13 protein-coding genes are annotated in these 18407 nt (G+C 76.3%); 8 read left to right on the forward strand and 5 right to left on the reverse strand.

From position 1 onward, the window contains the following. Positions 1-37: 37 nt before the first annotated feature. The 4 genes from OG335_RS29945 to OG335_RS29960 all read right to left on the reverse strand — a co-directional run bounded on the left by OG335_RS29945 (position 38) and on the right by OG335_RS29960 (position 3113). Positions 38-889 carry a biotin-dependent carboxyltransferase family protein gene (locus OG335_RS29945; protein WP_405014253.1) on the reverse strand — a complete coding sequence of 284 codons (852 nt, stop codon included), beginning with the start codon at positions 887-889 and terminating at the stop codon, positions 38-40. Next, complete coding sequence (locus OG335_RS29950; RefSeq protein WP_405014254.1) at positions 882-1511, reverse strand: allophanate hydrolase subunit 1; 630 nt, start codon at positions 1509-1511, stop codon at positions 882-884. Before OG335_RS29950 ends, OG335_RS29945 begins: the two co-directional genes overlap by 8 nt. Further along, a complete protein-coding gene (locus OG335_RS29955) occupies positions 1511-2287 on the reverse strand; it encodes a LamB/YcsF family protein (RefSeq protein WP_405014255.1) in 777 nt (258 codons plus the stop codon). Before OG335_RS29955 ends, OG335_RS29950 begins: the two co-directional genes overlap by 1 nt. Positions 2288-2510: 223 nt before the next feature. Next, a complete protein-coding gene (locus OG335_RS29960) occupies positions 2511-3113 on the reverse strand; it encodes a hypothetical protein (protein ID WP_405014256.1) in 603 nt (200 codons plus the stop codon). A 562-nt stretch (positions 3114-3675) separates the two neighbouring features. Here OG335_RS29960 and OG335_RS29965 point away from each other — a divergent pair. From OG335_RS29965 to OG335_RS29995, 7 genes are all read left to right on the forward strand, one after another. Beyond that, positions 3676-4695, forward strand: coding sequence for a TauD/TfdA dioxygenase family protein (locus OG335_RS29965; RefSeq protein WP_405014257.1), 1020 nt, complete (start codon positions 3676-3678; stop codon positions 4693-4695). A 157-nt stretch (positions 4696-4852) separates the two neighbouring features. Further along, positions 4853-6352, forward strand: a complete 1500-nt coding sequence (locus OG335_RS29970; RefSeq protein WP_405014258.1) for a hypothetical protein — start codon at positions 4853-4855, stop codon at positions 6350-6352. Between the two features lie 34 nt (positions 6353-6386). Beyond that, positions 6387-7259 (forward strand): hypothetical protein, encoded by an 873-nt coding sequence (locus OG335_RS29975; protein WP_405014259.1) that lies wholly within the window; start codon positions 6387-6389, stop codon positions 7257-7259. 142 nt (positions 7260-7401) lie between these two features. Further along, the gene (locus OG335_RS29980) at positions 7402-11991 is read left to right on the forward strand and encodes a hypothetical protein (RefSeq protein ID WP_405014260.1); all 4590 of its coding nucleotides are present in this window, start codon (positions 7402-7404) and stop codon (positions 11989-11991) included. Positions 11992-12101: 110 nt separating this feature from the next. Next, the gene (locus OG335_RS29985) at positions 12102-12665 is read left to right on the forward strand and encodes a GNAT family N-acetyltransferase (RefSeq protein ID WP_405014261.1); all 564 of its coding nucleotides are present in this window, start codon (positions 12102-12104) and stop codon (positions 12663-12665) included. Positions 12666-12774: 109 nt separating this feature from the next. Further along, positions 12775-13539 (forward strand): metallophosphoesterase, encoded by a 765-nt coding sequence (locus tag OG335_RS29990; RefSeq protein ID WP_405014262.1) that lies wholly within the window; start codon positions 12775-12777, stop codon positions 13537-13539. 112 nt (positions 13540-13651) lie between these two features. Then, on the forward strand, positions 13652-15526 hold the full coding sequence (locus OG335_RS29995) for an acyl-CoA dehydrogenase (protein ID WP_405014263.1): 1875 nt from the start codon (positions 13652-13654) through the stop codon (positions 15524-15526). Between the two features lie 109 nt (positions 15527-15635). On the opposite strand, the gene OG335_RS30000 is transcribed toward OG335_RS29995, so the two are convergent. Further along, on the reverse strand, positions 15636-17138 hold the full coding sequence (locus tag OG335_RS30000) for a SulP family inorganic anion transporter (protein WP_405014264.1): 1503 nt from the start codon (positions 17136-17138) through the stop codon (positions 15636-15638). A 306-nt stretch (positions 17139-17444) separates the two neighbouring features. On the opposite strand from OG335_RS30000, the gene OG335_RS30005 reads away from it, so the two are divergent. Further along, on the forward strand, positions 17445-18311 hold the full coding sequence (locus OG335_RS30005; RefSeq protein ID WP_405014265.1) for an SMP-30/gluconolactonase/LRE family protein: 867 nt from the start codon (positions 17445-17447) through the stop codon (positions 18309-18311). The last annotated feature ends 96 nt before the right edge of the window (positions 18312-18407 follow it).

Raw genomic sequence — 18407 nt, forward strand, 5'->3', positions numbered from 1 at the left:
GCGTGCGGCTACCTCGTACGGTGACGCGGGCGTGCGGTCAGCGCGCCCGGCGCACCGGCAGGAAGCGCAGCGGCGTACCCGGGCGGGCCTGCGCGGCCGCGGCGAGGTCGGCCCGCGGCACCACCCCCACGACCGGGTAGCCGCCGGTCGTGGGATGGTCGGCGAGGAACACCACCGGCAGGCCGTCCGGCGGCACCTGGACGGCGCCCAGCACCATGGCCTCGCTGGGCAGTTCGCCCGGCCGGGCGCGGTGCAGCGGCGGGCCCTCGGTGCGCAGGGCGATCCGGTTGGACGCGGCGGCCACCGTGTAACCGCCGCGAGGCGGTGCGTCCTCGAACCAGTCGTCGTGCGGGCCGGGCAGCAGCCGCAGCAGCAGCTCCGCGGGCGGGCCCGGCAGCGCGACCGGGCCGGCCGCCGGAGCGGCGCCCGGCGCACCGACCGGCAGCCGGTCGCCGACCGCGAGCGGTGCCGGGCCCAGCCCGGAGAGCAGGTCCGCCGAGCGGCTGCCGAGCACCGGCGGCACGGCGACCCCGCCCGCCACCGCCAGGTAGCCGCGCACGCCGTGGGTGGCCGTCCCGACCTCCAGGACGGACCCGGTCCCGACCCGGACCGCCGCACCCCACGGCACCGGGCGCCCGTCGACGCGCACGGGTGCGGGAGCGCCGGTCACGGCCACCACCACGGGCGCGGTCACCCGGACGGCGACGCCGCCGAGCGTCGTCTCCAGCGCCGCGGCCCCCGGCGCGTTGCCGAGCAGCCGGTTGGCGGCGACCAGCGCGGGCTCGTCCAGCGCCCCGGCGCGCGGCACCCCGAGATGGGCCACGCCCCGCCGCCCGAGGTCCTGCACGGTGGTCAGCGGCCCCGGCCGCACCACCACGAGCTCAGCCATCCGGTGCCCCCGCCGTGAAGCGCACCCGGGTGCCCGGCGCCAGCAGCGCGGCGGGCTCGCGGGCCGCGTCCCACAGGGGCAGCGCGGTGCGTCCGAGCAGTTGCCACCCGCCGGGCGACGACCGCGGGTACACCCCGGTGTACGGGCCGGCCAGCGCCACCGACCCGGCCGGTACCGCGCTGCGCGGCGTCGACCGGCGGGGCACCTCGTACCGCGCGGGCAGACCGGTGAGGTAGGCGAAGCCCGGGGCGAAGCCGCAGAACGCCACCCGGTACTCGGCCCCGGTGTGGATCCGGACGGCCGCCTCGGGGGAGACCCCCCAGAGACCGGCGACCTCGGCGAGGTCGGCGCCGTCGTACACCGTCGGCACCGTCACCAGCGGTCCCGCCGCGGGCGGGTGCCCGGGCAGCGTCCAGCCGTCCAGCACGCGGGCGAGCGCGGCCCGGTCGGCGACGCCGTCCAGCAGCACGGTGCGTGCGGCGGGCACGATCTCGGCCACCTCCGGGAGGTCGGCGCGGTGCTCCAGCAGGGCGGCGTACAGCGCGGCGACCTGCTCGGCGGAGCCGGCGCCGACGAGCAGGGCGTCCTCGCCGACCGGACGGAACGTCAGCCGGCCCGCCATCAGGTGAAGGCCTCCACCCGGACACCCGCGGTGGCCAGGGCGCCCCGCACCCGCCAGGCCAGCTGCGCGGCCCCGGGCGTGTCACCGTGCACGCACAGCGAACGGGCCCGCACCGCCACCCGCTCGCCGCCGGTCGCGGTCACGGCGCGGTCCCGGGCGATCCCGACCGCCCGGGTGATCACCGCCTCCGGGTCGTGCACCACGGCGTCCGGCTCGCGGCGCGGCACGAGGGTGCCCGCCCGCGTGTAGGCCCGGTCGGCGAACGCCTCGGCGACGACCGGCAGGCCGACCCCCTCCGCGACGGCCAGCAGCCGCGAACCCGGCAGGCCCAGCACCGGCAGCGGGCCGTCGCAGACCGCCCCCGCCCGCAGCACCCCGGAGACCACCGCCTCCGCCTGCTCGTCGTCGGCGACCACGCGGTTGTAGAGCGCGCCGTGCGGCTTGACGTAGCTGACGCGGGAGCCGGCCGCCCGCGCGAACACCTGCAGGGCGCCGATCTGGTAGGCGATCTCGTCGGCCAGCTCGTCCGGCGGAACGTCCATCGCCCGCCGCCCGAACCCGGCCAGATCGCGGTACGAGACCTGCGCGCCGATCCGCACCCCGCGCTCCGCGGCGAGGGAGCAGACCCGGCGCATCGTGGACGGGTCGCCCGCGTGGAAGCCGCACGCGACGTTGGCACTGGTCACCACCGACAGCAGCGCCTCGTCGTCGGTCAGGGTCCAGCGCCCGAACCCCTCGCCGAGGTCCGCATTGAGATCGATCACCGCGTCCGACACGCGTCGCCCCGCCTTCCAGCCGCTCCTGGGGGTGATCGTAGGGCCTGATCGTTTGCCCGGGCGCCGGGCCGGTTGGCGCGGGGCCGCGTTTTGCCGGACGTTCGTCGTCCGTTCGCGACCGCCCGGCGCCGTCGGGTGCCGGACGGCTCTGGGCCGGACGGCTCTGTGCCGGAGGGGAGCTGGGCGGCGAGGGCCGTGGAAGCCGTCCCGCCGTCCGGCGCGGTCATCCGGCGGGCGCCGTCCGCGTGAGGCTCGGGCGTGCGTCGTCGGGGTCGGGGCGGGTGCCGTCGAACAGTGCGACGGCGAACGGCGGCGCGGCGACGGCCTGGGCCCACTCCAGGCGGCGGATCGCCCGCAGGACGATGAGCAGCGGGACCGCGCCGACGACGCCGAACGACATGTCGATGAATCGCCACATGAGCGGGATCTCGCGCAGCGGACCGCAGATCAGGGCGAGCGGGACGACACCGGCGCAGGCGAGCAGGGCCCAGCGGATCACCCAGACGTTGCGGACGGGGTCGCGGAGTGGTCCCAGGAAGGCGGTGGCGATCACCAGGTGTGCGAAGGCGAGCCAGTCGGTGCCGTACGCGAGGAAGGGGTGGCGGAGGTTCGTGTCGGCGACGCCGTCGCGGACCCGGTCCGTCCAGAGCGTGAGCCCGGGCCAGTGCTCGCCGAGGCCGCCGCGGTGGACGGCGTCGGCCAGCCAGCGGGTCTCGGTCTCCAGCGGGAAGGCGGTGAGGCCGCTGAGCACGAGGCAGACGATGAAGATCCACAGCCAGGTGCGGATCTTTCGGAGCTCGGCGCGGGGGCCGGGTTCGGTGATCATGGGGCACTCCCGGGACGGCGCGTCGAAGGGGGCGGCCCGGGTGTCCGGGCGGCGCAGGATCACTGTAGACCTCGGTATTGAACATGTTCAAGATGAGAATTGAACGCGTTCAGCGTCTTGCCCGGGGGAGGGTCGGCGGACCTCCGCGACGCCGCCCGGACTCCCGTCGGCGGACCCCGCAGGGTGTGGCGGCGCGGGCGCCCGCCATGGCCCGCAACATGCTGAAACTGTGCCGCAACACCCACTCCCACCAGGCGAGATGGCGATTGACAGCAGTACGGTCGGGCCGCCAGCATGATGCCGTCGAACCCGCCGCGACCCAGAGGAGGACGCCGAACCATGAGCCGTGTCAGCTGTCCCCCGTGTCGCCGCGCGACCGCCGTCTGAGCGAGTCGCCACCCCTCTTCCGGCGTTGACCGCCGTTCCCTGCCCCGCGTCGCTCCGCGACGCCCCGCACCGTTCTGCGACGCCCTGCGCCGCCGCGCCTCCGCCGAGCCCCGCCCTGCCGGCGGCCCGGACGCGCCGCCGTGCTCCGTCGTGCCGAGAAAGCCGAGGATCAGCCATGACCGCTGTCGCCACCGAGACCGTCACCGAGACCGCCGTCGACACCGCCGTCGAGAACGACACCACCGCCCCCGCCGGGCTCCGCCTCACCCCCGTCGCCGGGCGGATCGGCGCGGTCGTCCACGACGTCCGCCTGGGCGGCGACCTCGACGCCGTCACCGTCGCCGCGGTCGAGACCGCCCTCCACCGCCACAAGGTGCTGTTCTTCCGCGGCCAGCACCACCTCGACGACGCCGGCCACGAGGCCTTCGCCCGCCTGCTCGGCCACCCCGTCGGCCACCCGACCGTGCCGAGCGCCGACGGCCGGTACGTCTTCGAGCTCGACGCCACCAAGGGCGTGCGGGCCGACAACTGGCACACCGACGTCACGTTCGTCCCGTCCTACCCGAAGGCGTCGATCCTGCGGGCCCTGGAACTGCCCGAGGCGGGCGGCAGCACGGTGTGGGCCAACACCGCGACCGCCTACCAGGACCTGCCCGCGCCGCTGAAGGCGCTGGCCGAGAGCCTGCGCGCGGTGCACACCAACGACTACGACTACGCGGCCGACCGCGCACTCGCCCCCGCACTCGCGGACGACGCGGAGACCGCGAAGCTGTTCCGGCAGGTCTTCGTCTCCACCACCTTCAGGACCGAACACCCGCTGGTGCGCGTCCACCCGGTGACCGGCGAGAAGAACCTGCTGCTCGGCGCGTTCGCGCAGCGCGTCCAGGGCGTCTCCGGCGCCGACAGCAAGGCGCTGATCGGGCTCTTCCAGCGCTACGTGGAGCGCCTGGAGAACACCGTCCGCTGGAACTGGCAGGTCGGCGACGTCGCGATCTGGGACAACCGCGCCACCCAGCACTACGCCGTGGCCGACTACGGCGACCAGCCCCGCCTGGTCCGCCGGATCACCCTCGACGGCGACCTGCCGGTGGGCACGGACGGCGTGCCGAGCCGTCTGCTGGAGCCCGCCGACCCGCCGGCCGTGGCGGGCCTGGTGCCGGCCGAGCAGCTGGAGGCCGAGCCCACCCGCGGGTGACACCCGCCCGCCCTGACCGGCACCCTGACCGGCACCCCCGCCGGCCCTGACCGGCACCCCGACCGGCCCCGGCGCGCGCCCGCGCCGGGGCCGGCGGAACCGGGGCAACCACGGCCGTTTCGGATGTTGTCGGTGCGAACCTCTAATCTTGTCCACCGTGACCGCGATCGCTGACCAGCCCACCAGGCCCGCACCCGGCCCGGCCGCCGACGAGGGGCTCGCCCGCCGGCTCAAGGCGCTGGCCTGCACCGCCCCGCTGCACGACCTCGACACGCGCAAGGTCAACCTCGCCGGCGAGTACAGCTCGTACACGATGGCCGAGATCGGGCTCGCCGCGATCGACCTCGTCACGCTCAACATGGACTTCGACACCGGCGCCGACCGCGACATAGTGCTCGCCCGGCTGCACCCGCGGATCGCCGCGCAGAACCCGGGCCGCGACCCCGCCGAGCACACCCGCGTCGGACGCTGGGTGATGGAGTCGCTGATCAACGTCGGCAGTGTCGACCGCGGGTTCCGCGCCGTCTACGGCACCTTCGGCGCCGACGGCGGGTACGTCCGGCGCGACTACGACTTCAAGCTGATCGAGGAGGTGCCGGGCCCCGACGGCGGCGTCTACCTGCGCACCACCGACGAGGCCGTCAACGTGCTCGTCGGCGCCCTCGACACCGACGTCACCTCCGCCCAGATCGCCGCCGAGGTGAAGCTGGAGGTGCTGATCCGCCGCGGGCGGCTCGCCGACGCGCAGCTCGCCGCCGAGCAGGCCCGCTACCGCACCGTCCAGTACGCGGAGACGCTGCGCCGCGCCCTGGAGGCCACCCGCCGCAACGTCCGCGCCGTCGACTGGATGGAGACCGTCCCCGACCTGATCGACGAGGCGCTCGACCACATCGCCGACCGGTACCGGCACGAGAACGCCATCCTCACCAACATCCGCCGGGCCCGCGACGAGGCCGTCGACCCCGAGCACAAGCGCCGGGCCGCCGAGCTCGTCGACATCGTCAAGGACTGCATCCGCCGCCACACCCAGCTGCAGACCCGGCTGCTGGAGGCCGGCCCGCTCTTCCGCGCCGAGCAGGACCGCCAGGCCTTCGCCGCCCCGGGCGCCCGCAGCGGCATCGACCTGTACGGGCACCTGCTCGCCCCGCTGCTGGAGCTGCCGCTGGAACGCGCGGTGCGGCCCACCGACGCGTTCTTCGCCCGCGGCGCCGGCCTGCGCGTCGCCGCGTCCGTCCGCGTCGCCGACCTCGTCGACCTGCTGCTCACCCCGCCCGTCGAGCGCGAGCACCTCGGCGCCGAACTCCCCGAGCCCGACCTCGTCGCCACCCCCGACGACAGCCGGTTCACCGAGGCCCAGCTGGAAGCCGCGCTCGACCTGCTCGACCTGCCCGCCGACGCCCCGCGACGCCTCTCCGGCCTGCTCGCCGACGCCCGCCGCCAGGACCCCGACCTGCCGTACCTCGTCGCGCTGCTCGCCGTGCACGCGGCCAGCCCGCCCGTCGGCACGGCCTACCGGCAGGGCGAGGAGCGGCTGCTCTTCGCCGTCGACGACGGCACCCGCCTCGACGACCCCGAGTTCGGCGGTGCCGACCTCATCGTCGGCAGCGCCCTGCTCGACGCCGCCGGTATGGCCGCCGACCGCAAGGAGGCGACCTGATGTCCCACCCCTCACCGCGCAAGGAGCCCCGCCCGTGACGAACCTCCACGAGCCGGCCCGGGCGTCCGAGCCGGAGCCCGCCCCCGCACAGCTCACCCCCGCGGACGTCGCCGACGCCGCCCGGCTGGTCTCCTTCGGCCTGCAGGCCAAGCTGCTGCCCGCCCGCGACGCCGAGTACGCCGAGCTGGTGCGCCGGCACCGCGAGGACCCGTCGTTCGCCCGGCTCGCCGACGCGGTGGCCACCGGCATGGGCCTGGTCGTCCTGGAGGTGTCGCCGCGTGCGGGCATGGCCGTCGCCGCCGCCGAGGACTCCGTCTTCGCCGTCCGCATGGGCGACTACTCGCGGCGCGCCGCGTCCGAGTCGACCGACCGCTTCCTGCACGGTCTCGCGCACCTCGCCGTCGCCGCCCTGGCCTTCCCCCGCCCGGAGGACCTCGCCGACGACGGCTACCTCGGCCGCGTCACCGTCAACGGCGTCGACGCGTTCGTCCGGCAGGCCTGCCGCCGCCTGGAGGAGCGCGCGGAGGCCGAGGGCGCCGTCACCGACCCCGCCACCGACGCCCCCGGCCTGGAGGCCGCGTGGCGCGTCTGGGCCCGCCGCTCCGCCACCGGCGCCACCAAGGACGCCCGCCGCCTGGCCGGCTCCACCACCGGCATCGTCTCCAAGGCCGTGCTCTTCCTCGTCGACTCCGGCTTCCTCCAGAAGACGTCCGACGACTCCGGCGGCACCTACCGCACCACCGCCCGCTACCAGTTGCAGGTCCGCGACCTCGCGGGCAGCGCCGCCATGGCCGAGCTCACCGACCTCGGTGTCGTCCCGGTCACCGACGGCACCGCCACCCTGCTGCCACCCGACCACAGCGACGAACTGGTCGCCGACGCGGGACTGCCGTTCCACGCCCTCTGACCCGCCCGGCACCCCGCCCCGCCCGGCCACCACGCCGCCCGGCTGCCACACCGACCGGCCACTGCCCCGAGCGGCCCACGCGGCCACCGCCCCGACCGGCCCACCGTCCCCCGCCTGACCCGCCCCAGGAGAACCGCCGCACATGTACGAGCTCAACCGGGTCCGCCTGTACTCGATCGGACCGGCCGGTGCCCGCTATGCCGACACGGTCCTCGACCTGCGCGGCGTCGGCGAGCCGGTGGCGGAGCCCGCCCCGCAGCAGATCGGCCTCTTCGGCGAGGAGCCGGAGGGCCCGCGCCGCCGTCCCGCCCCCGCGGGCGTCCTCTTCCTGGAGAACGGCGGCGGCAAGTCCGTCCTGCTCAAGCTGATCTTCTCGGTGATGCTGCCCGGCCACCGCAACACCCTGGGCGGCGCCAGCTCCGGCGTGCTCCGCAAGTTCCTCCTCGCCGACGACTGCGGGCACGTCGCCCTGGAGTGGCAGCACACCGTCACCGGCGAGCTCATCGTCGTCGGCAAGACCAGCGAGTGGCGCGGCCGCCAGGTCTCCTCCGACCCGCGGAAGTTCGCCGAACTCTGGTACTCGTTCCGCCCCGGCCCCGGCCTCACCCTCGACTCGCTGCCCGTCGCCGAACGCCTCGCCCTCGCCCCCGAGGGCAGGGCCCGCGGCCGCCGCCGCACCATGAAGGGCTTCCGCGACGCCCTCACCGAGGCCGGCAAGGCCCACCCCTACCTCGACCTCACCTTCGAGGAGATCCACGACCGCTGGAACGAACACCTCGGCGCCCTCGGCCTCGACCCCGAACTCTTCCGCTACCAGCGCGAGATGAACGCCGACGAGGGCGAGGCCGCCGGCCTCTTCGCGGTCAAGCACGACTCCGACTTCACCGACCTGCTGCTGCGCGCCGTCACCGACACCCGCGACACCGACGGCCTCGCCGACCTCGTGCACGGCTTCGCCGCCAAACTCGGCCGCCGCTCCGAACTCGCCGCCGAACGCGACTTCACCGCCGGCTCCCTCGACCTCCTCCAGCGCATCGTCGACGCCACCGCCGCCCGCGAGACCGTCCGCGAGACCCACCGCGCCGCCGAACGCCGCACCCGCCGCCTCGTCCAGGCCCACCTCGGCCGGGCCGCCGCCGAACGCGACCGCGCCCAGGACCTCGCCGTCGAGGTCGCCGCCGCCGCAGGCGCCGTCACCGCCGCCGAGGCCGACCGCACCCGGCACTCCCTCATCACCGCCGAACTCACCCACCGCCACGCCACCCTCGGGCTCGCCGCCGCCACCTCCGACGCCGCCGCCCTGCGCCGCGAACTCGTCGAGGCCCGCACCCTCCACTCCGCCTGGCAGGCCGCCGAGGCCGCCCTGCGCCACCGCGCCGCCGCCGACCGCGCCGCCCGCGTCTCCGCCGCCATCCGCGAGGCCGAACTCGACGCCGCCCCCGCCCTCGCCGCCCGCGCCCGGGCCGCCGGCGCCCTCGCCCGCGCCCTGGAGACCGCCGCCCTCGCCGCCGAGGCCCGCGCCGACCAGGAGGAGCTGCGCGCCGGCGAACTCCAGGAGGACGGCTCCGCCGCCCAGACCGAGGCCACCGCCGCCGCCACCGCCGCCCAGAAGGCCCGCAGCGAGGCCGAACACCTGCGCCAGCGCCTCGCCGAGGTCGAGCAGGAGACCGAGGCCGCCGTCGACGCCGGCTGGATCGACGCCACCGAGGACCCGGACCCGGCCCGCGCCGCCCTGCACGCCGCCGACGCCGAGAAGGCCGCCGCCGCCGCGCTCACCCAGGTGCGCGCCGCCGCCGAACTCGCCGCCGCCCGGCTCCGCGAGACCGCCGCCGCCGAGGCCCGCGCCGAACTCGCCGCCGCCCGCGCCTCCGACGCGCGCGCCGCCGCCGAACGCGCCCTCGCCGCCGAGCACCGCACCGCCGCCCTGCTCGCCGCCGAGGCCCGGCTCGCCGACCTCCTCTCCCTGACGGCCTACCAGGAGACCGCCGACGAGGGCGAGGGCTTCCTCACCCCCGCGCTCCTCGACACCAACGCCGAAGCGCTGCGCGAGCAGCTCGACCAGGCCGTCGCCACCGCCGAACGCACCCTCTTCGACCTGCGCACCGCCGCCGCCGACGACTCCCGCATCCTCGCAGCCCTCGGCGACGGCGGCCTCCTGCCGCCCGGTCCGGACGTCCTCGCCACCGTCGAGTACCTCGGCGAGCACGGCATCCCGGCCCTCCCCGGCTGGCGCTACCTCGCGCAGTCCGTCGACCCCGCCGACCACGACGCGATCCTCGCCGCCCGCCCCGAGCTCGTCGACGGCGTCGTCGTCACCGACCCCGCCTCGCTCGACCGGGCCCGCACCGCCCTCGCCGCCGCCGCCCTGCTGCCCCGCTCCACCGTCGCCGTCGGCACCGCCGCCGCCCTCATCGCCCCCATCGAGGGCGAGCCCGCGTTCTTCCTCGTACCGCCCAACCCCGCCATGCACGACGAGCGCGCCGCCGACGACGAGCGCCGCGAGCTCCGCACCCGGGCCACCGCCCGCGAGGAGCACATCCGCGAACTCGCCGCCCGCCTCGGCCACGACCGCGCCCTCGCCGCCCGGCTCGCCTCCTGGCACGCCCAGTGCCCGCCCGGCACCCTCGCCGAACTCGCCGCCGCCGCCCGCGCCGCCGGCGAACAGGCCGAGACCGCCGCCGCGGTGCTCGCCACCGCCCGCGCCGAGCACACCGAGGCCGAGGCAGACCACGCCGCCGCCGCCGGCGCGCACGAGGAGCGCCGCGAGGCCGTCCAGCAGGCCCGGCGCCGCGCCGACGCCCTCGCCGGCCTCGCCTTCCGCCTGCGCGAGCGCACCACCTGGGCCCGCCGCCGCCGCGAACTCGCCGACGACGCCGCCGAATGCGACCAGCGCCAGGCCACCTGCGCCGACCGCGCCCGCACCTGCGACGAGGACCGCCGCGCCGCCCAGCGCGCCGCCGACGACGCCCGCCGCACCGCCCGTACGCTCCGCGCGGAGCGCGCCGAGCTCTCCGCCCTCGCCGAGGACGCCCCGGAACCCGACGGCGCCGCCTCCTCCCTGCCCGCCCTCCGCGAGGCCTACCGCGCCGCCTCCCAGGTCTACGAGAAGGTCGGCGTCGGCGCCGACCTGCGCGCCGAACAGGCCCGCGCCGAAGGCGAGGAGGCCGCCGCCGCCACCGAGCTCGACCGCCTCACCAACAAGGTCCGCACCCGCGCCGAGGAACTCCTCGCCAGCCCCGACGGCGCCGACGGCCCCGCCCGGCAGGCCGCCGCCACCCGCGCCGAGGAACTCGTCGCCACCATCGAGGCCCGCTCCGCCGCCGCCAGCGAACAGCTCGGACGGCTCCGCGGCGAGGTCGAACGCTCCGCCCCCGCCGACGGCGAGGCCCACACCGAACTCCCCGACGAGCTCGTGCCCACCGACCCCGAGCACGCCCAGGTGCTGCTCCGCACCGCCACCACCCTCCTCGCCGAGCGCCGCGAACGCCTGGAGACCGCCCGCACCGAGCACGCCGACCTGCTGCGCACCTCCGACGCGGCCCAAGGCGCCGCGGCCGACTTCGAGGAGATCGCCGCCCAGCTCCGCGACGGCCTCCGCGACCACGCCGACGAGCCCGAGCAGAGCGCCGAACCGTACCTCGGCGGCCTCGCCGAGGCCCGGACCGGCGCCACCGAGACCCGCCGCACCCTGCGCGCCGCCGCCGCGGAGCTCAGCAGCGCCGAACTCGCCGTCCGCGACGCCTCCGACGCGCTCATCCGGCACGCCAACGCCGCCCGCTACGAGGCCGTCCGCACCCCCGCCCGGCAGCAGATCCGCGAGCTGCCGACCGCGGCCCTGCCCGAGCACGCCGCCGCCTGGGCCGCCGCCTTCGCCCCCCGGCTGCGCGTCCTCACCGACGAACTCGCCCAGCTGGAACGCAACCGCGGATCCATCGTCGACCGCCTGCGCGGCCTGGTGGAGAGCTCGCTGACCACCCTGCGTGCCGCCCAGCGGCTCTCCCGGCTGCCCGAGGGCCTGGGAGAGTGGTCCGGCCAGGAGTTCCTCCGGATCCGCTTCGAGGACCCGGACCACGCCCTGCTCGTCGAGCGCCTCGGCGAGGTCATCGACGAGGCCACCCGCGCCGCCGTCCGCAAGAACAGCGACCTGCGCCGCGACGGCATGTCGCTGCTGCTGCGCGGCGTCGCCGCGGCGATGGGCCCCAAGGGCGTCAGCGTCGAGATCCTCAAGCCCGACGCCGTGCTGCGGGCCGAGCGCGTCGGCGTCGGCCAGATGTCCGACGTCTTCTCCGGCGGCCAGCTCCTCACCGCCGCCATCGCGCTCTACTGCACGATGGCCGCGCTGCGCGCCAACGACCGCGGCCAGTCGCAGCTGCGCCACGCGGGCACGCTCTTCCTCGACAACCCGATCGGCCGCGCCAACGCCACCTACCTGCTGGAGCTCCAGCGGGCCGTCGCCGACGCGCTCGGCGTGCAGCTCATCTACACCACCGGCCTGTTCGACACCACCGCGCTCGCGGAGTTCCCGCTCGTCATCCGGCTGCGCAACGACGCCGACCTGCGGGCCGGCCTCAAGTACATCTCCGTGGAGGAGCACCTGCGCCCCGGGCTGCCCGCGCCGCAGGACCCGGACGGCCCGGCGATCCACGGCGAGATCACCGCCACCCGGATGTTCAAGCGCCCGGCCGAACCGATCGGACCCGTCGAGCCCGTCGAGCCCGTCGCGGCGGAGTAGCGCCCGGTCGCCGGCCTGACCGCCCGGCCCCGCCGGACCCTGACGCCCGGTGACCCGGTGGCCCGAAAACCGTTCGCGCCGCCGGGCCGTGGCGACCTACCCTGCGCGCCATGACCCCCCGAGAGCCCGAGCACGCCGACCGCCCCGCCGTCCGCGCGGAGAGCGGAGCCGACCGCGCCGCCGTCGCCGCCCTCCACACCGCGGCGTTCGGCGACGACGGCCACGTCGCCGCCCTCGTCGAGGCGCTCCGGCCGGCCCCGCTGTCGTTCGTCGCGACCGACGGCGGCCGCGTGGTGGGGCACGTCGTGCTCAGTCCGGCCCGCCTCGACGCGCCCCGGCGCCTCGTCGACGTGCTCACCCTCTCCCCGCTGGCCGTCCTCCCCTCCCACCAGGGCCGCGGCCTCGGCAGCCGGCTGATCGCCCACGCCCTCGCCGCGGCCGACGCCACCGGCGCACCCCTGGTGTTCCTGGAGGGCCCGCCCGACTACTACGGCGCCCGCGGTTTCGACCGTGCCGACGAGCACGGCTTCCGCAGCCCCTCGCTGCGCATCCCCCCGGCGGCGTTCCAGGTGGCACGGCTCGGCGGCCACGAGCCGTGGATGACCGGCACCTTCGTCTACCCGGACGTCTTCTGGGCCCTCGACTGCGTCGGCCTGCGCGACCCGGACGCCTGAACCGACCCGGACGCCCGACCCGAACGCCCGACCCGACGCGCCCGCCGGGCATAGAGTCCGAGCCCCGGCCCCGCGCCGGGCCCGACGACCCGACCCGAAGGGAACGCCCATGCCGGTGCTCGCGCACCTCAGCGACATCCACCTCGGCCAGGACCACGGCGGTGACGGCGGCGCCCGGGCGGAGGCGCGCGCGGCGCGGGTCATGGCGTACCTGGAGGCGCTGCCGGGCCCGGTCGACGCGGTGCTCGTGACCGGTGACATCGCGGACCACGGCCGCCCGGAGGAGTACGCGGCCGCCGCCCGCGTGCTGGCGTCGGCCCGGCACACGGTGCTGACGTGCCCCGGCAACCACGACGTGCGGGAGGCGTACCTGGCGGGCCTGGCGGGGGAGGAGCCGTCCGCCGGGCCGGTGAACCGGCTGCACGAACTCCCCGGCCTGACCGTGCTGATGCTCGACTCCTCCGTGCCCGGCCGGGACGAGGGCCGGTTCGACGAGGAGACGCTCGCCTGGCTGGACACCACGCTCACGCACGCCCGCCGCGACGTGCCCGCCGTGGTCGCGCTGCACCACCCGCCGGTGCCGTTGCACCAGCCGACCGTCGACCGGATCCGCCTGCAGGACGCGGAGCGGTTCGCCGCGGTGCTGCGCTGCCACCGGCAGGTGGCGGCGGTGCTGTGCGGCCACGCGCACACGGGTGCCGCGACCCGGTTCGCGGGCCTGCCGCTGGCGGTGGCGCCGGGGGTGGTGTCCACGGTGACGCTGCCCTGGGAGGGCGGGCCGGGCATCGCGTTCGACCACCCTCCGGTGATCGCGTTCCACGTGCTGGACGAGGACGGCCGGCTGACGACCCATCAACGGGTGGTCGTCGGCTGACGGCCGGGTGCGGCGCCCGCGCGCAGGCGCCGTCGGCCGGGGCCCTGTGAACTCTGGGTTAATCGTTTCGCCGAGATCGTTTCCGCACGGGGAGGCGCTCGTTGGGCCGGTCATGATCACTCCTCCCCCCGGCGGCCCGGACGGCCGCCCCGGGCACAAGGCCGTGCTGACGGCCCTGACCTCAGCCCTGTTCGACGAACCCGCACCGGGCCACGACCCGGGCCACGAGCACTGGGCACACCTCGTGTCGCGCCCCGAGTTCGCGTACCGGGCCGGCCTCGGCCACCAGGAGCGGGCCGAACTCGCCTACGACCGGCTGCGGTTAGTCAACGACTCGGTCGCCGACCCGCGGGCGCTGGCCGGCGACGTGCACCGGCTCGCGGCCCTGCACGAGTGGACGGCCGTCGTCGACGGCTCCCTCGCCACGGTCGCCGGCATCCACTACAACCTCTTCCTCGGCAGCCTCCTCGACCACGACCCGCACCCCGCACGGCGGCGCCACCTCGACGACCTGCTGGCGATGCGCCGCATCGGCACGTTCCTGTGCACCGAGCTCGACCACGGCAACGACGCAGCGGCGCTGGAGACCACCGCCACCCTCGACCGGGAGACCGGCACGTACGTGCTGCACACCCCGCACCCCGGCGCCCGCAAGTACATGCCCAACACCAGCCCCGCGGGCGGCCCCAAGAGCGCCGTCGTCGCGGCGCGGTTGCTGGCCGACGGCCGCGACCACGGCGTGTTCCTCCTCCTCGCCGAGCTCGCCGACGCCGACGGCCCCCGGCCCGGCGTGCACGTCGAGCTGCTGCCGGAGCGCACCGGCAGCCCGGTCGACCACTGCCTCACCTCGTTCGACCGGGTGCGGCTGCCCGCGTCCGCCCTGCTGACCGGCGACCACGGCCGCCTCGGCCCGGACGGCTCGACGGTCTCCGGGCCCGGCAGCCGGCGCAAACGTTTCCTCCGGTCCATCGGCCGGGTCACCGAGGGCAAGCTCTGCATGAGCGCCGCCGGGGTGGGCGCCTCCCGCGCCGCCCTCGCGATCGCCGTCCGGTACGCCGGGCTCCGGCGCATCAGCGGCACGTCCGCCGGCAGCCGCGTACCGCTCAGCGCCCACCGCTCGCACACCGACCGGCTGCTCGCGGCCTGCGCCACCGCGTACGCGACGACGTTCCTGCACCGCGCCGCGACGCGGGCCTGGGCCGGCCACGCACCGGAGGACCGGGCCCGCGCCGAGCGGCTGGTCGCCGTGACCAAGGCGTGGAACACCTGGCGCACGCGCGACGTGCTCGTCGAGTGCCGCGAGCGGTGCGGCGCCCAGGGGCTGTTCCCGGCGAACGGCCTCGCGGAGCTCCCGCTGAACGTCGAGGGCGCCATCACGGCCGAGGGCGACAACCTGGCCGTCTGGGTCAAGGCCGCCGCCGAGCACGTCTTCGCCCACGAGGAGCCCCGCCCGATCCGCGCCACCGGCGCCGACCCCCTGGCCGACCCGGAGGCACCGCCCGGTCCGGGTGTGCTGCGCGACCCGTACGTGCTGCGCGACCTGCTCGCCGCCGACGAGGCCCGGCTGCGCCGCCACGCCGCCGCGCGGATCCGCTCCGGTCCGGCCGGCGACCCCCTGGCCCGCTGGAACCACGCCTCACCGGCCGCCCAGGACGCCCTGGCCGCGTACGCGCTGGTGCAGGCGGCGGACGCCTTCCTCGACGCCGTCGGGACGGTCGGCGACCCGCGGGCGCGGGCGCTGCTCGCCGACCTGTGCCGGCTCTTCCTGCTGCAGCAGGTGCACCCGCGCAGCGGTGACCTGGCCGCGGCGGGGCTGCTGTCCGTGCCGCAGGCGGGCGGGATCGCCACGGAGGCGGAGGCCCTGCGGGCGCGGCTCACGCCGCACCTGGAGACCCTCACCGAGGCCTTCGCCCTGCCGGCGCCGCTGATGGACCGGCTGCCGCTGATGGACCGCCCACCCGCCGGTCCGGTGCCCGCCGACCGCTGAGCCGTACGGCGACGGCCCGCCGCGCCGCGGGATCGCGGTACGGCGGGCCGTGCGGGCGGTGCTGGTCGTCCGGCCCGTGCGGGCCGTCTGAGCCGTCCGGGGCGGCCGGTCAGGCGGCGGCGAGTTCGCCGCTGAGGGTGCCGTGCAGGTGGGCGCTGGGGGCGTTGAGGCCCGTGATCTCCAGGGTCTTGCCGCGCTGGGCGTAGCGCGCCGCGACCGCGTCGAGCGCGGCGACGGTCGAGGCGTCCCAGATGTGGGCGGCCGACAGGTCGACGACGACCCGGTCGGGGTCGTCCGCGTAGGCGAAGTGCGCGGCGAGGCCGTCGGCCGAGGCGAAGAAGAGCTGGCCGGTGACCCGGTACACCACGGTGGTGCCGTCGGGGGAGGTCTCCGAGGTGATCCCGGTGTGCCGGGCGACGCGCCGGGCGAAGAGCGCCGTCGCGGTGACCGAGCCGACGACCACGCCGACGGCCAGGTTGCCGGTCGCCACCACGCAGACGACGGTGACCACCATGACGGCGGTCTCCCCGGCGGGCATCCGGCGGAGCGTCGCGGGCGACACCGAGTGCCGGTCGAACGTCGCCCAGGACACCATCACCATGACGGCCACCAGCGCGGCCATCGGCATCCGCGACACCACCGGGCCGAACAGGACGCACAGCACCATCAGGAACGATCCGGCGAGGAAGGTCGACAGGCGCGTGCGGGCGCCCGACACCTTGACGTTGATCATCGTCTGGCCGATCATCGCGCAGCCGCCCATGCCGCCGAAGAGACCGGTGACGATGTTGGCGATGCCCTGGCCGACCGCCTCGCGGGTCTTGTCGGACCGGGTGTCCGTGAGGTCGTCGACGATCCGGGCGGTCATCAGCGACTCCATCAGGCCGACCAGCGCCATCGCGAAGGCGTACGGGGCGATCGTCAGCAGGGTGTCGGCCGTGAACGGCACGTCGGGCAGGCCCGGGTGCGGCAGCGAGGAGGGCAGTTCGCCCTTGTCGCCCACGGTCGGCACGGTGATGCCCGCCGCGACCGTGACGGCGGTCAGGGCGACGATCGACACCAGCGGGGCCGGCACCGCCGTGGTGAGGCGGGGCAGGAGCACCAGCAGCGCGATCCCGGCCGCGAACAGCGGGTAGACCGCCCACGGCACGTGCTCCAGCTCCGGGAGCTGCGTCAGGAAGATGAGGATCGCCAGCGCGTTGACGAAGCCGACCATCACCGACCGCGGGACGAAGCGCATCAGCCGCGCCACCCCCAGCGCACCCAGGACGATCTGGAACACCCCGGCGAGCAGCACGGCCGCGACGAGGTAACCGAGGCCGTGCTCCCGGTTGAGCGGGGCGATGACCAGCGCGACCGCACCGGTGGCGGCGGAGATCATCGCCCGTCGCCCGCCCACCACCGCGATGGTCACGGCCATGGTGAACGCCGAGAACAGGCCGATCTTCGGGTCGACCCCGGCGATGACGGAGAACGAGATCGCCTCGGGGATCAGCGCCAGTGCCACCACCAGGCCGGCCAGCACCTCGGTGCGCCACACCGCCGGGTCGGAGAGCCAGTCGGGACGCAGGCCGCGGAGCCGCGCGGCGGCGGACGGGAGGGGGAAGGGCACGGGGAGCGGCTGCCTGTCGTGAGGACGGCCCGCCGGGCGGGCCGGAAGCGTGCGGAGCGCTGCGGAGGGCGGCGGCCCTGCAGGTCGCCCGGGGGCGTCGTCGGACCCGGGCGCGGGCGGAGCGGTCCGGCGCGGTGGCCGTCAGGTGCGCTGTGCCCCCGAAGACCTTACCGGCCCGTTCGGGACGGCCCGCCCGCGGCCCGGTCCGGTCCGAGGTGCGGACCCCGGTGCGGAACGCGCTCTCCGGCGCCTAGGATCATCGTCCCCCCACAGCTCACACCGGCCCCCTCCGTCCCTGGAGTAGACATGCCCCGCACCCTGCACGCCGAGCTCGCGGTCGCCGACCGCCTGCACCTCGCCGAGAGTCCGCTGTGGGACGACCGCGTCCAGCTGTTCCGCTGGGTCGACATCATCGCCGGTCACGTCCACAGCTGGGACCCGGTGACGGGGGAGCGCACCCGCTTCGAGGCGGGCCTGCCGGTCGGCGCGGTCGCCTTGCGCGCGGCCGGCGGCCTCGTCCTCGCGGTGGCCGACGGTTTCGCCGTCCTCGACGAGGACGGCGCGCTCACCCGGATCGCCGACCTCGACTCCGCGGGCGGCACCCTGCGCATGAACGACGCCGTCTGCGACGCCGAGGGCCGCCTCCTCGCGGGCACCATGGCGTACGACCACACGCCCGGAGCCGGCACGCTGCACCGCCTCGACGCCGACGGCACCGTGCACACCGCGCTCGACGGCGTGACGATCTCCAACGGCCTCGACTGGTCGCCCGACGGCGCCACCGCCTACTACGCGGACAGCCCGACCCGCCTCGTGCACGCCTACCGCTACGAGGCCGGCCGGCTGCACGACCCGCGGCTGTTCGCCGAGATCGAGGGCGGCGTGCCGGACGGCATCACGGTCGACACCGAGGGCGGCGTCTGGGTGGCCGTCGCCTTCGGCGGCGAGATCCGCCGGTACCTGCCCGACGGCACGCTGGACACCGTGGTGCGGGTGCCCGCGACCATGACGACCAGCTGCGCCTTCGGCGGCCCCGGCCTGGACACCCTCTACATCACCACGGCCACCGAGAACCTCACGTCGGCCGAGCTCGCCGAGCAGCCGCTCGCGGGCGGGATCTTCACCTGCACGCCCGGTGTCACGGGCCGCCCGGCACACCGCTTCCGCGGCTGAGCCGGAGGCCCGTTACACCCTTCGGCAGGCGTTGTGTCCCAGTCGGTCGGAAACTTGAAGAAGTCTTCCCAGTCTTGGATGCTGGACCCTCCCGGG

This window comes from Kitasatospora sp. NBC_01539 (assembly GCF_045040525.1).
Lineage (GTDB): Bacteria > Actinomycetota > Actinomycetes > Streptomycetales > Streptomycetaceae > Kitasatospora.

What these genes read in the sequence shown, in the direction of transcription:
- OG335_RS29995 (WP_405014263.1), top strand. Translation starts at nt 13,652, where the DNA reads ATGATCACTCCTCCCCCCGGCGGCCCGGACGGCCGCCCCGGGCACAAG.
- OG335_RS29960 (WP_405014256.1), bottom strand. Translation starts at nt 3,113, where the DNA reads ATGATCACCGAACCCGGCCCCCGCGCCGAGCTCCGAAAGATCCGCACC.
- OG335_RS29945 (WP_405014253.1), bottom strand. Translation starts at nt 889, where the DNA reads ATGGCTGAGCTCGTGGTGGTGCGGCCGGGGCCGCTGACCACCGTGCAG.
- OG335_RS29985 (WP_405014261.1), top strand. Translation starts at nt 12,102, where the DNA reads ATGACCCCCCGAGAGCCCGAGCACGCCGACCGCCCCGCCGTCCGCGCG.
- OG335_RS29990 (WP_405014262.1), top strand. Translation starts at nt 12,775, where the DNA reads ATGCCGGTGCTCGCGCACCTCAGCGACATCCACCTCGGCCAGGACCAC.
- OG335_RS30005 (WP_405014265.1), top strand. Translation starts at nt 17,445, where the DNA reads ATGCCCCGCACCCTGCACGCCGAGCTCGCGGTCGCCGACCGCCTGCAC.
- OG335_RS29965 (WP_405014257.1), top strand. Translation starts at nt 3,676, where the DNA reads ATGACCGCTGTCGCCACCGAGACCGTCACCGAGACCGCCGTCGACACC.
- OG335_RS29980 (WP_405014260.1), top strand. Translation starts at nt 7,402, where the DNA reads ATGTACGAGCTCAACCGGGTCCGCCTGTACTCGATCGGACCGGCCGGT.
- OG335_RS29950 (WP_405014254.1), bottom strand. Translation starts at nt 1,511, where the DNA reads ATGGCGGGCCGGCTGACGTTCCGTCCGGTCGGCGAGGACGCCCTGCTC.